Genomic DNA, 16,904 nt, shown 5'->3' on the forward strand with positions numbered 1-16,904 from the left:
CCGTGGTCGGTTACCGGTCAGTTGCCGGGGCCGGCGAGCGCGGTGACGGGGTACGGGAGCCGAGATTTCGCCACAAGGCACAAAAAGGACGAACGCCCCATCCGGCGCGGCCGGGGGGCGTTCGTGTGGTGCGTACGGGGTCGGACTCAGGCGGTGAAGACGCCAGCGTCGACGAGCCGCTTCTCGGCGCTGTCCCAGCCGTCGCCCGGGTACGCCGTCGCCAGGCCGGTGATCTCGGCCCGGATCTTGGCGGCGTGACCGGCGGCGGCAAGCTGCCGAACCTCCTCGACAAAGGCGTCGGAGTCGGTACGGAGGTGGACGGTCTTGCCGTTGGTCAGGTTCCGCACGTAGGCGTGCTTGCCGCCGTTGAGCGGAATCAGGTACTTGAACTCGCCGAGCACGCTCAGGGCGCCACCCTGACCGGCCTGGCCGGCGCGGACTGACGCGCGCGCGGTCTTTGAGGTGTTGCTCGCCACGGAAGTACTCCTTGCCAGACATAACGGGAGACGGAATGCGCGGCGGCACACACGCCGGACGCGCCTGGTGGCCGGGGGGCCGCCGAAAACTGCTCGGAACTGCTGGTAACCGCTCTGAAACTCGCTGAGACCGAACGGTGGCGCCCGAAGATGCCGCACATACGATCGCGCGGCGACACAGGACGCCGAGTGAACTTTACACGACCACGAGAGCCGGACGGCGACCGCGGCCTGTCGTGAGGAATGAACACCCACTAGCGGTACGGCTATTCCGGCATGCCAAAATTCCGATTCTCTGGCGCACCATCAGTCACAGCAGTCATCATGTGTTCCAGATCGCCTGGTGATCGAGGTCGTAGGGGAAGACGCACCTCGCTCTCCGGGAGGTCACCGTGCCAACGCGTGGCGTCGTATACGTCCACTCGACCCCACTCGCCGTGTGTGCGCACGTCGAGTGGGCGATCGCGCGCGTCCTTACCGTGCCGGTCAATCTGCACTGGACGGTTCAACCCGTCGATTCCGGCTCGCGCCGGGCGGAGTGCAGTTGGTCCGGTCGGCCGGGGACGGGTGCGGAACTGGCTGCTGCCCTACGGCAGTGGCCGATGATCCGTTTCGAGATCACCGAGGAACCGAGCGCCGGGGTCGACGGCGAACGGTTCATGTACGTCCCCGGACGCGGGCTGTTCCGGGCGACCACCGGCGCCGCCGGTGACATCCAACTCGGCGAGGACCGGCTGCGCGAGATCATGGCGTCGGCCCGGGCTCCCGAGGCGCTGTCGCACGCCCTGGACAAGGCGCTCGGCACCGCCTGGGACGCCGAGCTGGAGCCGTACCGGTATGCCGGCGACGGCGCTCCGGTGACGCTGCTCACTCGGGTCGGCTGACCCGTGCTGCTCCGTCACCCATCCGCCCTCGGTCAAGTTGCCCGGATAAGGGAGAAACTGATGGGATAGCGCGATGCCGAACCCCCTCCGGCGTACCCTCGCCGCGCTCGCCGTCATGGCCGCGCTGACCGCGTCCGGCTGTGCCGGTCGATCCGACCCGGGCGCCGCACCGGCCCCGAGCGCCAGCGGGCCGGTCGGCCCCACCGCCGCACCGAACCCGTCCGGCGGATCGGAGCCGGCGGCGCGGGCGGCCGAGCTGGTCGCCCGGCTGAGCGACGAGGACCTGGTCGGCCAGGTGCTGATGCCGTACGCGTACGGCGACTCGGCAACCGAGGTCTCGGCGGGTTCGGCGGCCGGCAACCAGAAACTGGCCGGGGTGGCGACCCCGGCCGAGATGATCGCGAAGTACCGGCTCGGCGGGCTGATCCTGGTCGGCTTCTCCGCCGACGACCCGACTGGCAAGAACCAGGTCACCAGCAACGTCGACAACCCGGCCCAGGTGCGCGGGCTGACCACCGGACTGCAGCAGGCCGGGGGCAAGCTGGCCGCCGGCGCCGCGCCGCTGCTGGTCGGCACCGACCAGGAGTTCGGCGTGGTCACCCGGATCGGTACCGGGGTGACCGTGCTGCCCAGCGCGATGGCGTTCGGTGCCGCCGGTGACCCGGCCCTGACCGAGAGCGCCTGGCGGGCCGCCGGCACCGAGCTGGCCGCGCTCGGCGTGAACGTCGACTTCGCCCCGGACGCCGACGTGCTCGGGGCGCACAGCACGGTGATCGGGTCCCGCTCCTTCGGTGACGACCCGAAGGCGACCTCGGCCCAGGTCGCCGCCGCCGTACGGGGGTTGCAGGGGGCGGGCGTCGCGGCCACCCTCAAGCACTTCCCCGGGCACGGCCACACCGCCGCCGACTCGCACGACAACCTGCCGGTGCTCACCCAGGACCGGGCCGCGCTCGACGCCGGGGACCTGCCGCCGTTCACCGCCGGCATCGCGGCCGGCGCCGGGCTGGTGATGTCCGGCCACCTCGACGTCACCTCGGTCGACAAGGGCACCTCGGCGACCTTCTCGCACAAGGTGCTGACCGACCTGCTGCGCGGTCAGCTCGGCTTCAAGGGTGTGGTGGTCTCGGACGGGATGAACATGGCCCCGGCGATGGTCTACCCGCCCGGCGAGGCCGCCGTACGGGCGATCAACGCCGGCAACGACCTGCTGCTGATGCCGCCGAACCTGACCCAGGCGTACGACGGGCTGCTGGCCGCCGTACGGGCCGGGACGCTGCCGCGTACCCGGCTGGTGGAGGCGGTGACCCGGGTGCTCACCCTCAAGTTCACGCTCGCCGGACACCAGGTGCCGGCGATGTCCACCCTCGCCACCGCGGCGCACCAGGAGGCGGCCCGGAAGGTGGCGACCGCCTCGGTCACCGCGCTGCGCGGCACCTGTGCCCAGGCGCCGGTCCGGGGTCCGGTCACGGTCACCGCCGCCAAGGGGCGGGACAGGACGGCGGCCACCCTGACCGACGCGTTGCGCGCGGCCGGGGTGGCGGTGGTGCCCAAGGGCGGCACGATCGTGCACCTGGTCGGTTACGGTGACGCCGCCGGTGACCTGAACCCGGCCGCCGGGGTGACGGTCGCGATGGACACCCCGTACCTGCTGGAATCGGCGGCGTCGCCGGTGCTGCTGGCGACGTACTCGTCCAGCGCGGTGTCGATGGCGGCGCTGGCCGACGTGCTCGCCGGCAAGGCCCGGCCGACCGGTCGCTCCCCGGTGCCGGTGACCAGTCTGCCGCGTAGCTCCTGCACGGCCTGAAACGTCGGCGGGGCAACCGTGCCGGCGCCCGGGGGCGGTCCGTCAGCGGCTCGCGAAACCGCCACGGCTGGTAGCGTTCGGCTGTCCGCCGGGTCGACCGGAACGGGGGTGCGCGGGCGGTGACGCAACCGGGACCGGCGCTGTCCGTGGTCGTGCCGATGTTCAACGAGGAGAGCGTGCTGCCGCTGCTGGTCGAGCGGTTGCGCGGCGTCCTCGACGGGCTCGACGAGGCGTACGAGGTGGTCGCGGTCGACGACGGCAGCACCGACGGTACGGCGGTCGCGCTGGCCGGGGTGCGCACCTACTGGCCCCAGTTGCGGGTGCTGCGCCTGCGCCGCAACAGCGGGCACCAGGCGGCGCTGATCGCCGGGGTGCTCCGGGCCCGGGGCGACTACGTGGTGAGTCTCGACGCCGACCTGCAGGATCCGCCGGAGACGATCGTCGAGATGCTCGGCGCCGCCCGGGTCCGGCACCTGGACATCGTGTACGGCGTGCGGGCCGACCGGCGTACCGACACGTTCTTCAAGCGGTGGACCGCCGGGTTGTACTACCGGCTGATGCGACGGCTGGTCGGCAAGCAGGTGCCGGCGCAGGCCGGTGACTTCCGGCTGCTCAGTCGGGCGGCCGTGGAAGCGCTGCGGGAGTTGCCCGAACGCTCCCCGGTGCTCCGGCTGGTCGTACCCTGGCTCGGGTTTCCCAGCGGTGAGGTGACCTACCTGCGGGACGAGCGGGCGGCCGGGCGGACCAAATACCCGATGTCCCGGATGGTGGGACTCGCGGCCGACAGCGTGACCAGTTTCTCCGCCGCGCCGCTGCGCTTCGCCACCTGGCTCGGCCTGGCCGGCGTGGCGGTCTGCGGGCTGCTGGTGGTGGTCGCGGTGGTCGCGTACTTCTTCGGCGCGACGGTCAGCGGCTGGCCGTCGCTCTACGTGGCGGTCCTCTTCCTGGGCGCCGTCCAACTGCTCTGTCTCGGTCTACTGGGGGAGTACGTGGCCCGGATCTACACGGCGGTGCAGGGGCGCCCGGCCTACTTCGTGGCCACCGACACCGCCGACGGCGAACCACCTGTCCCGCCGGCCGCCCACGCCGCCGCCCCGGTCAACGGCGGTGCGCCCGCCGCTCCAGCCAACGGCGGCGGCCCGGCCGCTCCGGCCAACGGCGGCGACCCGGCTGCCCTCGCCGACACGCTGCGGTGACCGCCGTCGCCCCCGGGGCGCCGGCACTGGGCACACCGCCCCCCGCCCGGCCCGCCCGCGCCGTCGTCGCGGCCCACCGGTACGCGCCCGCGCTCGCCGGTCTCGTCGTGGTCGTCGCCATCCTGCTCAGCGCCGACACCCCACTGCTCGACATCGTCCGGTACGCCGGTTACGCCCTGCTCGCCGTGGTGCTGCCCGGCACCCTGGTCTACCGCGCGCTGCGGGCCCGGCCGCACACCCTGGTCGAGGACCTGGCGATCGGTGCCGCCGTCGGGCTGGTGCTGGAGCTGGCCGCCTGGGCGGTGCTCACCGGACTCGGCCTGGAACGCTGGCTGCGCTGGTGGCCGGCGGTGGTGGTGCTGCTCTTCGTGGCGGTGCCACGGCTGCGCCGGCACTGGCGGGTCACCGGTTACACCCCGGTCCCGACCGGCTGGGCCTGGTCGATCGCGGCGGTGGTCAGCGGCTTCACCCTCTACCTCGCCGAGTCGTTCCTCTACCGCAACCCGATCCTGCCGACCGACGAGCACCAGGCGCAGTACATCGACCTGCCCTTCCAGCTCTCGATCGCCGGGGCGGCCACCCACCAGATGCCGCCGGAGGTGCCGCAGGTCGCCGGTGAGCCGCTGCACTACCACTGGTTCGGCTTCGCCCACATGGCGGCGGCGAGCCTGGTCAGTGGGGTGGACCTGCCCACGGTCTTCTTCCGGCTGGCCGTACCGGCGCTCTGCCTGCTCGCCGTGCTGCTGGTGGCGGTTGTCGGCTGGCGGGTCAGCGGCCGACCGTACGCGGGCGCGGTGGCGGCGGCACTGATGTTCACCGTCGGCGAGTTCGGTTACGAGAACGGTCTGCGCCAGCTCTTCGGCACCCAGGCGACGTTCATCGTCTGGGGCAGCCCGTCGATGACGTACAGCTGGGTGTTGCTGTTGCCGTTGATCGCGGTCCTGGCGGACCGGATCGGTCCGGCCCGGGGCGTCACGGTGCCGCCGCTGGGCCGGGGCGCCTGGGTGCTGGCGGCGCTGCTGCTGGCCGCCTCGACCGGGGCCAAGGCCAGCTCGGTGCCGGTGGTCGCGGGCGCGCTCGGGCTGACCGCGCTGGTCCTGCTGGTGGTACGCCGCCGGCTGGCCTGGCCGGTCATCGCGGCCGGGGTGCTGGCGCTGGCCGCGCAGGGCTTCGCCACCGCGATCCTGTTCGCCTTCGAGAGCCACGGCGTGACCGTCGACCCGTTCTCCGGTCTGCGGCCGTACGTCGGCGTAGCCACCGACCGGGCGGCCGGCACCGGCGTGTTGCTCTGGGTCCTGGCGGGACTGGCCTTCCTGCTCAACCTGCAACTGCGGCTGGCCGGCGTGGTGGCCCTGGTCGCGCACCGTCGGTTCCGGCTCGAACCGGTGCAGGTCTTCCTGCTCGGCGGCGCGCTGGTCGGGCCGGTGATCTACCTGGTGGTCGGGCACCCCGGCAGCAGCAACCAGTACTTCACCCGGGCCGCGTTCGCCTTCGGTGTGATCGCCTCCGGCTGGGGGTACGCCGAGCTGGTCGAGCGGGCCCGGCTGCGCCGCCGGGGCCGGGCGCTGCTCGCCCTCGGCGCGGCCGGGTTCGCGCTGCTGCTGATCCTGGTCCAGTGGAACAACCAGGCCACCGTCCACCCCGCCCCGGCCCCGGCCTGGGACGCGCTCCGGCCGCTGCTCTGGTGGGCGGCGGCGCTGGCCGGGGTGGCGCTGCTCGGCGTACTGCTCTGGCCGGTGCTGGCCCAGCGCTGGGCGGGACTGCGTGGACGGGGAGCGGTCGTGCTGCTCACCGGCATCCTGGTCGCCGGGGCGCCGGGGCTGGTGATGGACGCGGGCGCGGCGCGGCGGTACGCCAACGGCGGCGCGTACGCGGTGGTGCCGATGCCGCAGTCACGGGTCTCGGCGGCCCGCTGGATCCACGAGCACAGCGACCCGGACGACGTGGTGGCCACCAACGTGCACTGCCGGGTGGTGGTCAACGACCGGTGCGACGCGCGTTCGTTCTGGGTGAGCGCGTACACCGAACGTTCGGTGCTGGTCGAGGGGTGGGCGTTCACGCCCCGCCTGGTCGGGCTGCCGGACGGGCCGTACGTGCCGTTCTGGGACCCCGAGCGGCTCCGGGCCAACGACGAGGTTTTTGTCGCCCCGACCATCGCCGGTCTGACCGCCCTGCGCGACCGGTACGCCGTACGGTGGCTGCTGGTGGACCGGACCGTCGGCGAGGAGCCCGGGGAACTCGCCGGCCTGGCCGACCTCCGCTTCGACAACGGCACCCTGGCCGTCTACCGACTCCGCTGACCGGCCGGCGCGTCCGTGTCCGGCTCGGTTCGGTGCCGGAGGCCGTGTCCGGCTCGGCCCGGTGCCGGCGGTCAGCTCGCCGGACGGTGGGCGCGGAGCATGAGCGAGACGCCGGGCAGCGACTTGACCGGCAGGTAGCGCTCGGCGGTGATGATCGTCCGCAGGCCGAGGTTCACCAGCGCCGGCAGGTCGTCCAGGTCCGAGCCGGTGGAGCGGCGGCGGCGCCAGGCGGCCACCGGACGGAGCACCACGTTCCAGCTCCAGAGTTCGTCGACGACGAGCCCAGCCTTCTCCAGCACCGAGACGAGCGAGGCGCGGTCGTAGCGGCGTACGTGCCCGACCGCCACGTCGTGCGCCGACCAGAGCCGCATGTCACACGGTACGGCGATCAGCGCGGTCCCGCCGGGGCGCAGCGTACGCCGGATCTCCGCCGCCGCGAGATCGTCCTCCTCGATGTGTTCGAGGATGTCGAAGGCGACCACCAGACCGAGGCTCGCCGAGGGCAGTGGAAGGTACCGGGCGTCCGCACGGAGCACCGGCAACCCTCGCTCGGCGGCCACCTCGGCCCCCTCCGGGCTGTACTCCAGCGCCACCGGACGCCAGCCGTGCGCCCGCAGCACCCGGGTGTTGCCGCCACCGGCCGCCCCGATGTCCAGCGCCCGGCCGCCCGTCGTCCCGTTACCGGCTTTGTTGCCGGCGTCCGGCCCGTTGCCGCTACCCGGCCCGTTGCCGCTACCCGGCTCGTTGCCGTTGGCGGCGTCCGGCCCGTTGCCGGCGGCGGCGAGCCGGCGCAGCGCGCGGGCCAGCAGGGCCCGGCGTTCCCGGTACCACCAGTGGGTGTCCTCCAGGGCGGCGAGCTTGCGGATCTCGGTCGCTTCCACGGGTGAACCCTAATCGGAGCGGCGCGCGGGAGTTCGACGTGGGGACCGGCGTCCGGCCCCGCGTCCTGCGTCGATCGGTGCGCTACAGCGGGATGTTGCCGTGCGTGCCACGGGCGCCCGGGGCGGCGGCCAGGGCCTCCGCGAGCCGCCGCCGGGTCTGTGCCGGCTCGATCACGGCGTCGACCACGCCGATCTCCAACGCCCGGTTCACCCCACCGGCGGTCCGGGTCTGCTCCTCGACCAGTTGGGCGCGCAACGCCTCCCGCTGGTCGGCCGGGGTGGCGGCGAGCTTCTTGCGGTGCAGGATGTTGACCGCGGCCGAGGCACCCATCACGGCGACCTCCGCGTTCGGCCAGGCGAAGACCGAGGTCGCACCGAGCGCGCGGGAGTTCATCGCGATGTAGGCGCCGCCGTACGCCTTGCGGGTCACCAGGGTCACCCGGGGAACCACCGCCTCGGAGAAGGCGTGCAGCAGCTTGGCGCCACGGCGTACCACGCCGTCCCACTCCTGGCCTAGGCCGGGCAGGTAACCCGGCACGTCGACCAGCACGATCAGCGGCACGCCGAGCGAGTCGCACATGCGCACGAACCGGGCCGCCTTCTCGGCGCTGGACGCGTCCAGGCAGCCGCCCAACCGCAGCGGGTTGTTCGCCACCACGCCGACGGTGCGGCCGGCGAAGCGCCCGAGCACGGTCACCACGTTCGGCGCCCACTTGGCGTGCAGTTCCACCCCGGGGGCGTCCAGCAGTGCCCGGACCACCGGCTTGACGTCGTACGCCCGGTTGAACGCGGGCGGCATGGGCGCGGCCAGGTCGTGGTCGGGCCCGTCGGTGGCCGGGATGTCGGCCGGGCTGAACCGACCCTGGTGCCCCAGGAGGGCGGCCAGCCGCCGGGACTCGGCCAGGGCCGACTCGTCGTCCACCGTGGTCACGTGGACCACGCCCGAGCGCCGGCCGTGCGGCTCCGGGCCGCCGAGGCGCTCCATGTCGACCTGCTCGCCGGTGACGCTGCGGACCACCTCCGGGCCGGTCACGAAGATCCGGCCGGCGCCACTCATCACCACGATGTCGGTCAACGCCGGGCCGTACGCGGCACCACCGGCGGCAGGGCCGAGCACCACCGAGATCTGCGGCACCCGGCCGGAGGCGCGCACCATGGCGGCGAAGATCTGCCCGACCGCGTCGAGCGCGACCACGCCCTCCGCGAGCCGGGCGCCGCCGGAGTGCCAGAGCCCGAGTACGGGGACCCGTTCCCGGACCGCGGTGTCGATCGCGTCGACGACGTGTTTGCACCCGACGGTGCCCATCGCGCCGCCCATCCGGGTCGCGTCGGTCGCGTACGCGATGGCCGGGCTGCCCTCGATCTCGCCCCGGGCGCAGAGCACACCCGAGTCGTCCCGGGGCGCCAGCAGGCGCAACGATCCCGGGTCGAAGAGTGAGCGGAGCCGGATCTCGGGATCGCGCTGGTCGACGACTGACGAGTCGGCGCTGACTGACGTGGTGGTCACGTACGTCTCCATTCACGGACCGGTCGGGCACGCCGCGCGTGCCCGACCGGTGCGGGCGGTTCTCAGACCCGGGTGAAGATGAGCGCCACGTTGTGTCCGCCGAAGCCGAACGAGTTGTTCAGCGCGGCGGGGATGTCGAGCTGGCGTGGCTTGTTCGCGACCACGTCGAGCAGGCCGTCCTCGGGGTCGTCGAGGTTGATCGTCGGCGGCACGACCCCGTCCCGCATGGACAGGATGGTGGCGATCGACTCGACCGCGCCGGCCGCGCCGAGCAGGTGCCCGATCAGCGACTTGGTGGCGGTCAGCACCGGGTGGTCGCCGAGCGCGGAGCGCAGACCGGCCACCTCGAGCATGTCGCCGACCGGGGTCGACGTCGCGTGTGCGTTGACGTGCACGATGTCCGACCCGCCGAGGTCGGCGTCGGCGAGTGCGAACCGGATGGCCCGCTTGAAGCCGGCGCCCTCGGGGTGCGGCTGGACGATGTCGTAGCCGTCCGAGGTGATCCCGGCACCGGCGAGCCGGGCGTAGACCCTGGCGCCACGGGCCGCGGCGTGGTCGGCCCGCTCCAGCACCAGGACACCCGCGCCCTCACCGAGGACGAAGCCGTCGCGGCCCTTGTCCCACGGGCGGGACGCGGTCTCCGGGTCGTCGTTCCGGATCGACATGGCCCGCGCCGAGGCGAACCCGGCGATCGGTAGCGGGTGGATGACCGCCTCGGTGCCACCGGCCACGACCACGTCGGCCCGACCCGAACGGATCATGTCCAGGCCGAGCGCGATCGCCTCCGCGCCGGTCGCGCAGGCGCTCGCCACCGAGTGCACACCGGCCTGGGCGCCGAGTTCGAGCCCGACCCAGGCGGCCGGCCCGTTCGGCATCAGCATCGGCACGGTGTGCGGGGAGACCCGGCGGGCCCCCTTCTCCTCCAGGATGTCGTCCTGGGCGAGCAGGGTCTGCGCGCCACCGATGCCGGTGCCGACGCTGACCCCGAGCCGCTCCGGGTCCAGCCCGGAGTCGGCCAGTCCGGAGTCGTCCCACGCCTGGTGCGCGGCGATCAGGGCGATCGCCTCGGACCGGTCGAGCCGGCGCAGTTTGACCCGGTCGAGTACCTCGGACGGGTCGACCGCCAGTTCGGCGGCGATCCGTACCGGTAGTTGCGCGGCCCACTCCTGGGTGAGGGGTCCCACCCCGGAGCGGCCGGCGAGCATTGCGTCCCAGGTCGACGCGACGTCCCCGCCGAGCGGGGTCGTCGCGCCGAGCCCCGTGACGACGACGTCGGGGCGACTCATGATCAGGACTGCGCCTGGATGTAGGCGACCGCGTCACCCACGGTCTTGAGGTTCTGCACCTCGTTGTCGGGGATCTTCACGCCGAACTTCTCCTCGGCCGCTACGACGACCTCGACCATGGAGAGCGAGTCGACGTCGAGGTCGTCGGTGAAGGACTTCTCCTCGGCGACGTCGTCCGGGTTCACCCCGGCTACCTCTTCGAGGATCTCGGCGAGGCCGGCGGTGATCTCGTCACGGGTCGTCATGGTGCTGGTTCCTCTCGATAATTGGATCTGCGCGGCGGACGATACCGCCTGCACCGTCCGGTGCGTGCCGGGCGGTGGGGTCATGTGGCGCGCGGGTGTCGCGCACCGGGGGTGCGGCTCAGGGGCAGCGGACGACCTGGCCGGCGTAGGTGAGACCGCCGCCGAAGCCGAAGAGCAGGACCGGCGCGCCCTTGGGGATCGCGCGCTGTTCGACCAGCTTCGACAGGGCCAGCGGTACGCTCGCCGCCGAGGTGTTGCCGGACTCGACGATGTCCCGGGCGATCACCGCGTTCGGCATGCCGAGCCGCTTGGCGATCCCCTCGATGATCCGCAGGTTGGCCTGGTGCGGCACGAACGCGGCGATCTCCTCCGGCGCCACACCGGCCCGCTCGCAGGCCTGGAGGGCGAGCGGGGCGAGCGCGGTGGTGGCCCAGCGGAAGACCTGCTGGCCCTCCTGCTGGATGTACGGGCGCCAGCCCTCGATCCGTACGGCGTCGCTCTTCTCCGGCACCGAGCCCCAGATCACCGGGCCGATGCCCGGGGTGTCGCCGTCGTCCTGCGCGCTGACCACCGCGGCGCCGGCACCGTCACCGAAGATGATGCAGGTCGAGCGGTCGGTCCAGTCGGTGAAGTCGGAGAGCTTCTCCGCCCCGATGACCAGGGCGTTGCGGGCCGCCCCGGCCCGCAACGCGTGGTCGACCGTGCCGAGCGCGTAGGAGAAGCCGGAGCAGGCGGTGTTGATGTCGTACGCGCCCGGGGCGTCGATGCCGAGCTTCGCCGCGACCCGGCAGGCGACGTTCGGGCTGCGGTCCACCGAGCTGCAGGTGGCGACGACAACCAGGTCGATGTCGGCGGCGGTGAGCCCGGAGTTGGACAGCGCGGTGTCGGCGGCGGCGGTGGCCATGTCGCTCACCGTCTCGCTGTCCGCGATCCGCCGTGTGACGATGCCCACCCGGTCCCGGATCCACTCGTCGTTGGTGTCAACGATCTTGGCCAGGTCGTCGTTGGTGAGCACCCGGGATGGTTGGTAGTGCCCCATGGCGACGATGCGACTCATGAGAGGTGTCCTCCGATGCGGGCGAGGGGTTGACCCGGGGCGACCGGGTCGTCGGGTGAGACGAGCCACTCGGTGAGCACGCCGTCGCAGTGCGCGGGGACGTCGACCGGCCCCTGGCGTGTGCCGACGTGGCCGATGACCTGCCCCGACCTGATCGAGTGGCCCTCGGCGAGCTCGGCGGCGGGTACGAAGGTACCCGCGCTCGGTGCGACCACCACGCGGAACTGCATGGTGGGTTCGTGGCTGGGCGCCATGCCGTGCCGGGCGATCAGGTCGCGGGCGGCGGGCAGGTCGTCCGGTGTGTTGAGGGTGACGATCTCCGGCACCCCGGTGGCCTTGAGTTCGCGCTTCACCAGGCCGGCGAGCGTGCCGGCCGGTGGGAGCTCGATCACGCCGGTCACCCCGAGCTCGGCCAGGGTGGCCATGCAGAGGTCCCAGCGCACCGGTGCGGTGACCTGCCGGACCAGCCGCTGGAGGATCTCCCGCCCGTGGTCGACCGCCGTCCCGTCCAGGTTGGAGAGGAACAGCCGGGTCGGGTCGCTCGGCACGATGCCGGCGGCGACGGTGGCGAGCGCCTGTTCGGCCGGGGCCATGTAGGGGGTGTGGAACGCCCCGGCGACCGGCAGCATGCGCACCCGGACACCGGCCGGCGGGTTGGCGGCGAGCTTCTCCAACCGGTCGATCGCGCCCGCGGCCACGATCTGGCCGGCACCGTTCACGTTCGCCGGGTGCAGTCCGTGTGCCTCGATCGCGGCGGTCACCGTCGGCGCGCCGCCACCGAGCAGGGCGGCCATGCCGGTCGGTTCGAGCGAGCAGGCGGCGGCCATCTCCCGGCCGCGTACGCCGGCGAGCGTTACGGCGGACTCGGCGGGCAGCACCCCGGCCAGGGCGGCGGCGGCGAGTTCACCCACGCTGTGTCCGGCGGCGAGGCTGACGTCGTACATCGGGAGGTGCTCGGCGGCGAGCAGTGCGGCGGCGACCAGCAGTGGCTGGGTGCGCGCGGTGTCCTTGATCTCGTCCGCGTCCGCCTCGGTGCCGAGGTGCACCAGGTCCACCCCGGCGAGCGCGGACCACCAGCGCAGCCGCGCCTCGGAGCCGGTCAGGTCGAGCCAGGGAGTGAGGAAGCCGGGCTTCTGTGAGCCTTGGCCAGGTGAGAGTACGGCGAGCACGGTTATGACTCTGCTTGATGGCGGTCATCTACGTGCTTGCTGCAACTCACCAAACCACACTACGACCTTTGTAGGGTCTTCACAAAAATCAACGATGATCATGCGTGTTTTGGGGCTTCTGCGATGAACGACCGTTCATGTCCTGCGGCGGTGACCCGGGTGGGGCCGGGTCCAACCGGCCGATGGTGAGCGCCATCCGCAGCGCGAACGCGTCGCGCGGGGTGAGCGGCGAGAAGCCGGTGACGTCGGCGATCCGGCGCAGTCGGTAACGCACCGTGTTCGGATGTACGAAGAGCGTCCGCGCCGCGCTCTCCAGCACCCCACCGGCGGCGAAGAACGCGTCCAGCGTCTCCAGCAGCTCCCCGCCGGCCCGGACCAGCGGGCCGTAGACATCCTGCCGCAACCCGCGCCGGGCCTCCGAGTCACCCGCCAGCGCCCGCTCCGGCAGCAGGTCGGCGGCGGCCACCGGGCGCGGCGCCGCCGGCCACCCCGGAGCCGCCCGGAAGCCGGCGAGCGCCGCCCGCGCCGAGTCGGTCGCCTCGTCCAGGCTCGGCGCCGCCGGCCCGACCACCACCGGCCCGTCGCCGAAGGCACCGAGCAGCCTCCCAGTCGCGGCGATCGGGTCGATCGCGCCGCCGAGCACCAGTACGAGCCGGTCGCCGTGCACCCCGCCGATCGTCTCGACCCCGATCCGGCGGGCCGCCCGGTAGACCGTGTGCAGCACCGCCGCCACCTCGCCACCCGGCGAACGCCCCACCGCCACCGCCACCGGCGGCGCGTCCGCCCAGCCGAGCGCCGCCGCCCGGCTGGCCAGCACGTCCGAGGAGTCACCCCGCAGCAGCGCGTCCACCAGCAGCGCCTGCAACCGGGCGTCCCACGAGCCGCGCGACTCGGCGGCCCGCGCGTAGACCCGGGCGGCGGCGAAGGCGATCTCCCGGGAGAACTTCAGCACCACCTCCTGGAGCAGGCGCTCCTCGCCCGGGGCGGCCAGCTCGGGAACCTGCTCCTCGACCACGTCGATGGTCACCTTGATCAGGGCGACGGTCTGTTGCAGGCTGATCGACCGGGCCAGCGCCCGGGGCGCCGAGGCGAAGACCTCGTCGGAGACCTCCTGCGAACTCTCGCTGCCCCCGCCGCCGTGTCGTAGCCACTCGACCAGCGAGCTGACGCCGGACTGTGCGACCAGCATCACCCAGGCCCGCTGCTCCGCCGGGAGCCCCCGGAACCAGGGCAGGGTCTCGTCCATCCGGGCCATACTCGCGGTGGCCAGCGTGCCCGCCGCCCGCTCGATCCGGCGCAGCGTGGCGGCCAACTCGCCCCCGTCCGCCTCCCCACCCACCCCGCCACCCTCCCACGCCCCCTTGCGGGGTAAGGAAGGGCCCCTTGTTATCGCTTTCGGTTGTACAAGGGGCCCTTCCTAACAGGTGAGGCGATGACCGGGTGCCGGCGGGCCGGTCGTGCCATAGTGCTGGGATGATCGCCCGCCCCCCGGTCGTGGTGCCGCTGCTAGCGCTGATCGGTTTTCTCGGCCTCTTCGCCCTGGTGCTCGGGGGCTGGGCCCCGCTGGACGGCTTCGACCTCGCGGTCAGCGACGCCTTCCGGGCGTACGGGGAGCAGCGCTCCGGACTGGTGGCGGTGGTACGCCTCGCCACCGACGTGGCCGCCACGGTGCCGTACCTGGTCGCCGGTGCGGTGGTGAGTGCGGGACTCCTGGCCAGGGGTGAGCGCCGGCTCGCCGCCTGCTGTGCGGTGGTGACCGTGCTGGTGCCGGTGCTGTGGAGCCTCATGCACCTGTGGGTGCACCACCCCCGACCGCAGGACGGGTTTGTCGTGGTGCACAGCAACGGCTTCCCGAGCGGGCACACCAGCAATGCCACCGCCGCCGCGCTGCTGGCCGTACTCCTGCTCTGGCCCCGGCTGGCGCGGGCCGGGCGGGTCGTCGCGGTCTGCCTGGCGGCGGTGTTCGCGGTCGCCATCGGGGTGACCAGGCTGGCGTTGCTGGCCCACTGGCCGGCCGACGTGCTCGGCGGCTGGCTGCTCGGGCTCGCCGTTGTCCCGCTCGCGGTGTACGGGACGGACCGGATCGCGCCCCGAGCGGGCGTGCGGGCGTTGGCGGCCGGTCGGCGGTAGAACCCGACGGGTCGCCGACAGGACGCCGCTTGGTCGGCGGTGGGCGCCAGCCGCTTCGGCTTCGGCTTCGGCTCCGGCTCCGGCTCCGGCTTCGGCTTCGGCTTCGGCTCCGGCTTCGGCTTCGGGATCATTCCGGGATCGACTTCGGCTCCGAGATCGACTTCGGCTCCGGGATGAGGATCGGGATCGGGATTGGCCGAGGGCGGACTCTTTGTGATCATCGGCTGTCTCTCCGTCGTTTGACGGACATCGGGTCCGCTCCGGTCATCGATTCGTCGGATGGCAGGAGCCCCATGGTGTGGTGGGATCGACGGATGGTTGTACAGCGCCGTACGACCGGACAACGCGAGGCTCTGCTGAATCGACGATTGACGCGCCCTCGGGACCGACGCGTGTCAGCCATCCTGATCTCCAGCCACGGCGGCGTCGGACCCGTCACCTCCGGCCAGTACGGTGACACTGCCCGGTACGGCTCGTACGGTCCCACGGTGGTTACCACCACCACGACCTGCGTCGTCCGGGCGACCGCCCACACGGCGACGGCAATCAAGAGGAGGCCCGGGATGGCGCACGGGGAGGCCGAGCACGGCCGCGCCCGAGGCGAGCAGGCACCGCTGCGCAGCGATCCGGAGGAGCCCTCGACCGGCCTCACCGGCAAACCGCTGCGTTGGGTCTGCGGAGCCGTGCCGGCCGGGGCCGAAGTGGCCGCCGGCCCGGGCAGCGGGATGAACGCCCCGGCTGGGTTGAACGCCCCGGGCGGCGGGGCCAACGGCTCGACCGGAATCAGCGGCTCGGGCAGCGGGATGAACGGCCCGACCGGGGTCAACGGCTCGGGCGTGACCGCTGGCCAGGTGGCGGAGCCGCCGGCTGAGGAGGGCGCGGTCGAGGTGGTGGTTGGCGGGCTGGTACCCCGGCAGCGGACCGCCGAGTCGGCCGACCTGGGTGAGCTGGACGACTCCGACGACCCGGAGGACTACCTGGAGCCCACCTGCCAGCCGAACCGTCACGGATGGGCCGGCGGGCACCGGCACGGCGCGGTCCGTCCGCGGGTGCGCGGCGACCGGCGTCAGCGACCGCCGGACCGGTGGTGTTGAGCGACAACGGCGGCCCGATCGTCCCGGTCTCCGGGTCGGCGGCTCATGGTCGCCCGGCCACGGACGCTGCCCGCGCAATCAGCTCAGCGGGCGCCGGTGAGGTCGACTCGGCAGGCGTGGGCGCGGTCAGCTCAGCGGGCGCCGGTGAGGTCCACTCGGCGGGCGCCAGCGCGGTCGGTTCAGCGGGTGCCGGTGCGGTCGGCTCAGCGGGTGCGGCGGCGGACCAGCAGCGAAATGCCGGCGAGGCAGATCGTGATGGCCACCACCACCGCGCCGTTGAGCAACAGCAGACCGCGCAGTTCGCCGAGCATCCGGCCCAGGTCCTTGCCCGGGGTCAGGCTGTCCTCGCGGATGACCCGCTCGCCGCCGCCGATGCCGCCGTTGACCGAGGTGGCCTGGTTCGGCAGCGGCACCCCGGCGGCCTGCAACGTCTCGGTCATTGAGAGACGGCCGTAGAACCAGGCGGCGGTGACCCTGCTCTTGTCCGGCTGCTTCGCCGGCCGGTACGCCCGGGGGCCACCCTTGGCCATCGGATACAGATCGAAGGTCTGCTTCGCCACGTCGTTGGTCAGCACCACGACGGTGTACTTCGGACCCAGGTCACCGGGAGCCGGGGAACCCGTCTGGCCGTTGCCCCGCAACCAACTCACCTGTTCGTGGACCGCGTCGAACAGTTCGGCGTCGGCGTCCGCGCGGATGCTCAGCGGTTCGGCGAGCCCGTCACCGCTGATGGTGACGACGTTCGGCCCGGGCGCGGGCGCGGCGGACGCGGGAGTGGCCAGTCCGAGCCCGGCGCCGACCGCGACCATCAGCGCGACGACGATCGTGAGCCGGTGCTTCGTCCCTCGGATCATCGCTGACCTCCTCGCCCCGTT

At 72.9% G+C, this 16,904-nt stretch carries 15 protein-coding genes; 6 read left to right on the plus strand and 9 right to left on the minus strand.

What is annotated here, in order from left to right:
* Nucleotides 1-146: 146 nt before the first annotated feature.
* On the minus strand, nucleotides 147-476 hold the full coding sequence (locus ACI2K4_RS16070) for a hypothetical protein (protein ID WP_404511990.1): 330 nt from the start codon (nucleotides 474-476) through the stop codon (nucleotides 147-149).
* 392 nt (nucleotides 477-868) lie between these two features.
* Here ACI2K4_RS16070 and ACI2K4_RS16075 point away from each other — a divergent pair, with 392 nt between their 5' ends.
* From ACI2K4_RS16075 to ACI2K4_RS16090, 4 genes are all read left to right on the plus strand, one after another.
* Nucleotides 869-1,360: a DUF3145 domain-containing protein gene (locus ACI2K4_RS16075; protein ID WP_404511992.1), complete on the plus strand. Its 492-nt coding sequence runs from the start codon at nucleotides 869-871 to the stop codon at nucleotides 1,358-1,360.
* Between the two features lie 73 nt (nucleotides 1,361-1,433).
* Entirely contained in the window at nucleotides 1,434-3,164 is a 1,731-nt protein-coding gene (locus ACI2K4_RS16080) for a glycoside hydrolase family 3 protein (protein ID WP_404511994.1), read from the plus strand.
* A 119-nt stretch (nucleotides 3,165-3,283) separates the two neighbouring features.
* Nucleotides 3,284-4,360, plus strand: coding sequence for a glycosyltransferase family 2 protein (locus tag ACI2K4_RS16085; RefSeq protein WP_404511996.1), 1,077 nt, complete (start codon nucleotides 3,284-3,286; stop codon nucleotides 4,358-4,360).
* Entirely contained in the window at nucleotides 4,357-6,660 is a 2,304-nt protein-coding gene (locus tag ACI2K4_RS16090; protein WP_404511998.1) for a hypothetical protein, read from the plus strand. The genes ACI2K4_RS16085 and ACI2K4_RS16090 overlap by 4 nt, the downstream gene beginning before the upstream one ends.
* Nucleotides 6,661-6,731: 71 nt before the next feature.
* Here ACI2K4_RS16090 and ACI2K4_RS16095 read toward each other — a convergent pair whose 3' ends face one another.
* From ACI2K4_RS16095 to ACI2K4_RS16125, 7 genes are all read right to left on the minus strand, one after another.
* Nucleotides 6,732-7,541 carry a class I SAM-dependent methyltransferase gene (locus tag ACI2K4_RS16095; protein WP_404512000.1) on the minus strand — a complete coding sequence of 270 codons (810 nt, stop codon included), beginning with the start codon at nucleotides 7,539-7,541 and terminating at the stop codon, nucleotides 6,732-6,734.
* 82 nt (nucleotides 7,542-7,623) lie between these two features.
* Nucleotides 7,624-9,048: an acyl-CoA carboxylase subunit beta gene (locus tag ACI2K4_RS16100; RefSeq protein ID WP_404512002.1), complete on the minus strand. Its 1,425-nt coding sequence runs from the start codon at nucleotides 9,046-9,048 to the stop codon at nucleotides 7,624-7,626.
* 62 nt (nucleotides 9,049-9,110) lie between these two features.
* On the minus strand, nucleotides 9,111-10,334 hold the full coding sequence (gene fabF / locus ACI2K4_RS16105; RefSeq protein ID WP_404512004.1) for a beta-ketoacyl-ACP synthase II: 1,224 nt from the start codon (nucleotides 10,332-10,334) through the stop codon (nucleotides 9,111-9,113).
* Nucleotides 10,335-10,336: 2 nt separating this feature from the next.
* Nucleotides 10,337-10,579, minus strand: a complete 243-nt coding sequence (locus ACI2K4_RS16110) for an acyl carrier protein (RefSeq protein WP_121156257.1) — start codon at nucleotides 10,577-10,579, stop codon at nucleotides 10,337-10,339.
* A gap of 118 nt (nucleotides 10,580-10,697) precedes the next feature.
* The gene (locus ACI2K4_RS16115; RefSeq protein ID WP_404512006.1) at nucleotides 10,698-11,636 is read right to left on the minus strand and encodes a beta-ketoacyl-ACP synthase III; all 939 of its coding nucleotides are present in this window, start codon (nucleotides 11,634-11,636) and stop codon (nucleotides 10,698-10,700) included.
* Complete coding sequence (locus ACI2K4_RS16120; protein WP_404512008.1) at nucleotides 11,633-12,805, minus strand: acyltransferase domain-containing protein; 1,173 nt, start codon at nucleotides 12,803-12,805, stop codon at nucleotides 11,633-11,635. Before ACI2K4_RS16120 ends, ACI2K4_RS16115 begins: the two co-directional genes overlap by 4 nt.
* Before the next feature lie 88 nt (nucleotides 12,806-12,893).
* Complete coding sequence (locus ACI2K4_RS16125; RefSeq protein ID WP_404512010.1) at nucleotides 12,894-14,144, minus strand: PucR family transcriptional regulator; 1,251 nt, start codon at nucleotides 14,142-14,144, stop codon at nucleotides 12,894-12,896.
* 134 nt (nucleotides 14,145-14,278) lie between these two features.
* Here ACI2K4_RS16125 and ACI2K4_RS16130 point away from each other — a divergent pair, with 134 nt between their 5' ends.
* Both ACI2K4_RS16130 and ACI2K4_RS16135 read left to right on the plus strand, forming a co-directional pair.
* The gene (locus ACI2K4_RS16130; RefSeq protein WP_404512012.1) at nucleotides 14,279-14,935 is read left to right on the plus strand and encodes a phosphatase PAP2 family protein; all 657 of its coding nucleotides are present in this window, start codon (nucleotides 14,279-14,281) and stop codon (nucleotides 14,933-14,935) included.
* 392 nt (nucleotides 14,936-15,327) lie between these two features.
* On the plus strand, nucleotides 15,328-16,029 hold the full coding sequence (locus ACI2K4_RS16135; RefSeq protein ID WP_404512991.1) for a hypothetical protein: 702 nt from the start codon (nucleotides 15,328-15,330) through the stop codon (nucleotides 16,027-16,029).
* A gap of 203 nt (nucleotides 16,030-16,232) precedes the next feature.
* Here ACI2K4_RS16135 and ACI2K4_RS16140 read toward each other — a convergent pair whose 3' ends face one another.
* Entirely contained in the window at nucleotides 16,233-16,883 is a 651-nt protein-coding gene (locus ACI2K4_RS16140; protein ID WP_404512014.1) for a hypothetical protein, read from the minus strand.
* Between the last annotated feature and the right edge of the window lie 21 nt (nucleotides 16,884-16,904).

Source organism: Micromonospora sp. NPDC050397 (assembly GCF_044901685.1).
GTDB lineage: Bacteria > Actinomycetota > Actinomycetes > Mycobacteriales > Micromonosporaceae > Micromonospora_G.

Coding starts and splice junctions, on each gene's coding strand:
- ACI2K4_RS16080 (WP_404511994.1), top strand. CDS start 1,434: ATGCCGAACCCCCTCCGGCGTACCCTCGCCGCGCTCGCCGTCATGGCC.
- fabF (WP_404512004.1), bottom strand. CDS start 10,334: ATGAGTCGCCCCGACGTCGTCGTCACGGGGCTCGGCGCGACGACCCCG.
- ACI2K4_RS16110 (WP_121156257.1), bottom strand. CDS start 10,579: ATGACGACCCGTGACGAGATCACCGCCGGCCTCGCCGAGATCCTCGAA.
- ACI2K4_RS16115 (WP_404512006.1), bottom strand. CDS start 11,636: ATGAGTCGCATCGTCGCCATGGGGCACTACCAACCATCCCGGGTGCTC.
- ACI2K4_RS16130 (WP_404512012.1), top strand. CDS start 14,279: ATGATCGCCCGCCCCCCGGTCGTGGTGCCGCTGCTAGCGCTGATCGGT.
- ACI2K4_RS16140 (WP_404512014.1), bottom strand. CDS start 16,883: ATGATCCGAGGGACGAAGCACCGGCTCACGATCGTCGTCGCGCTGATG.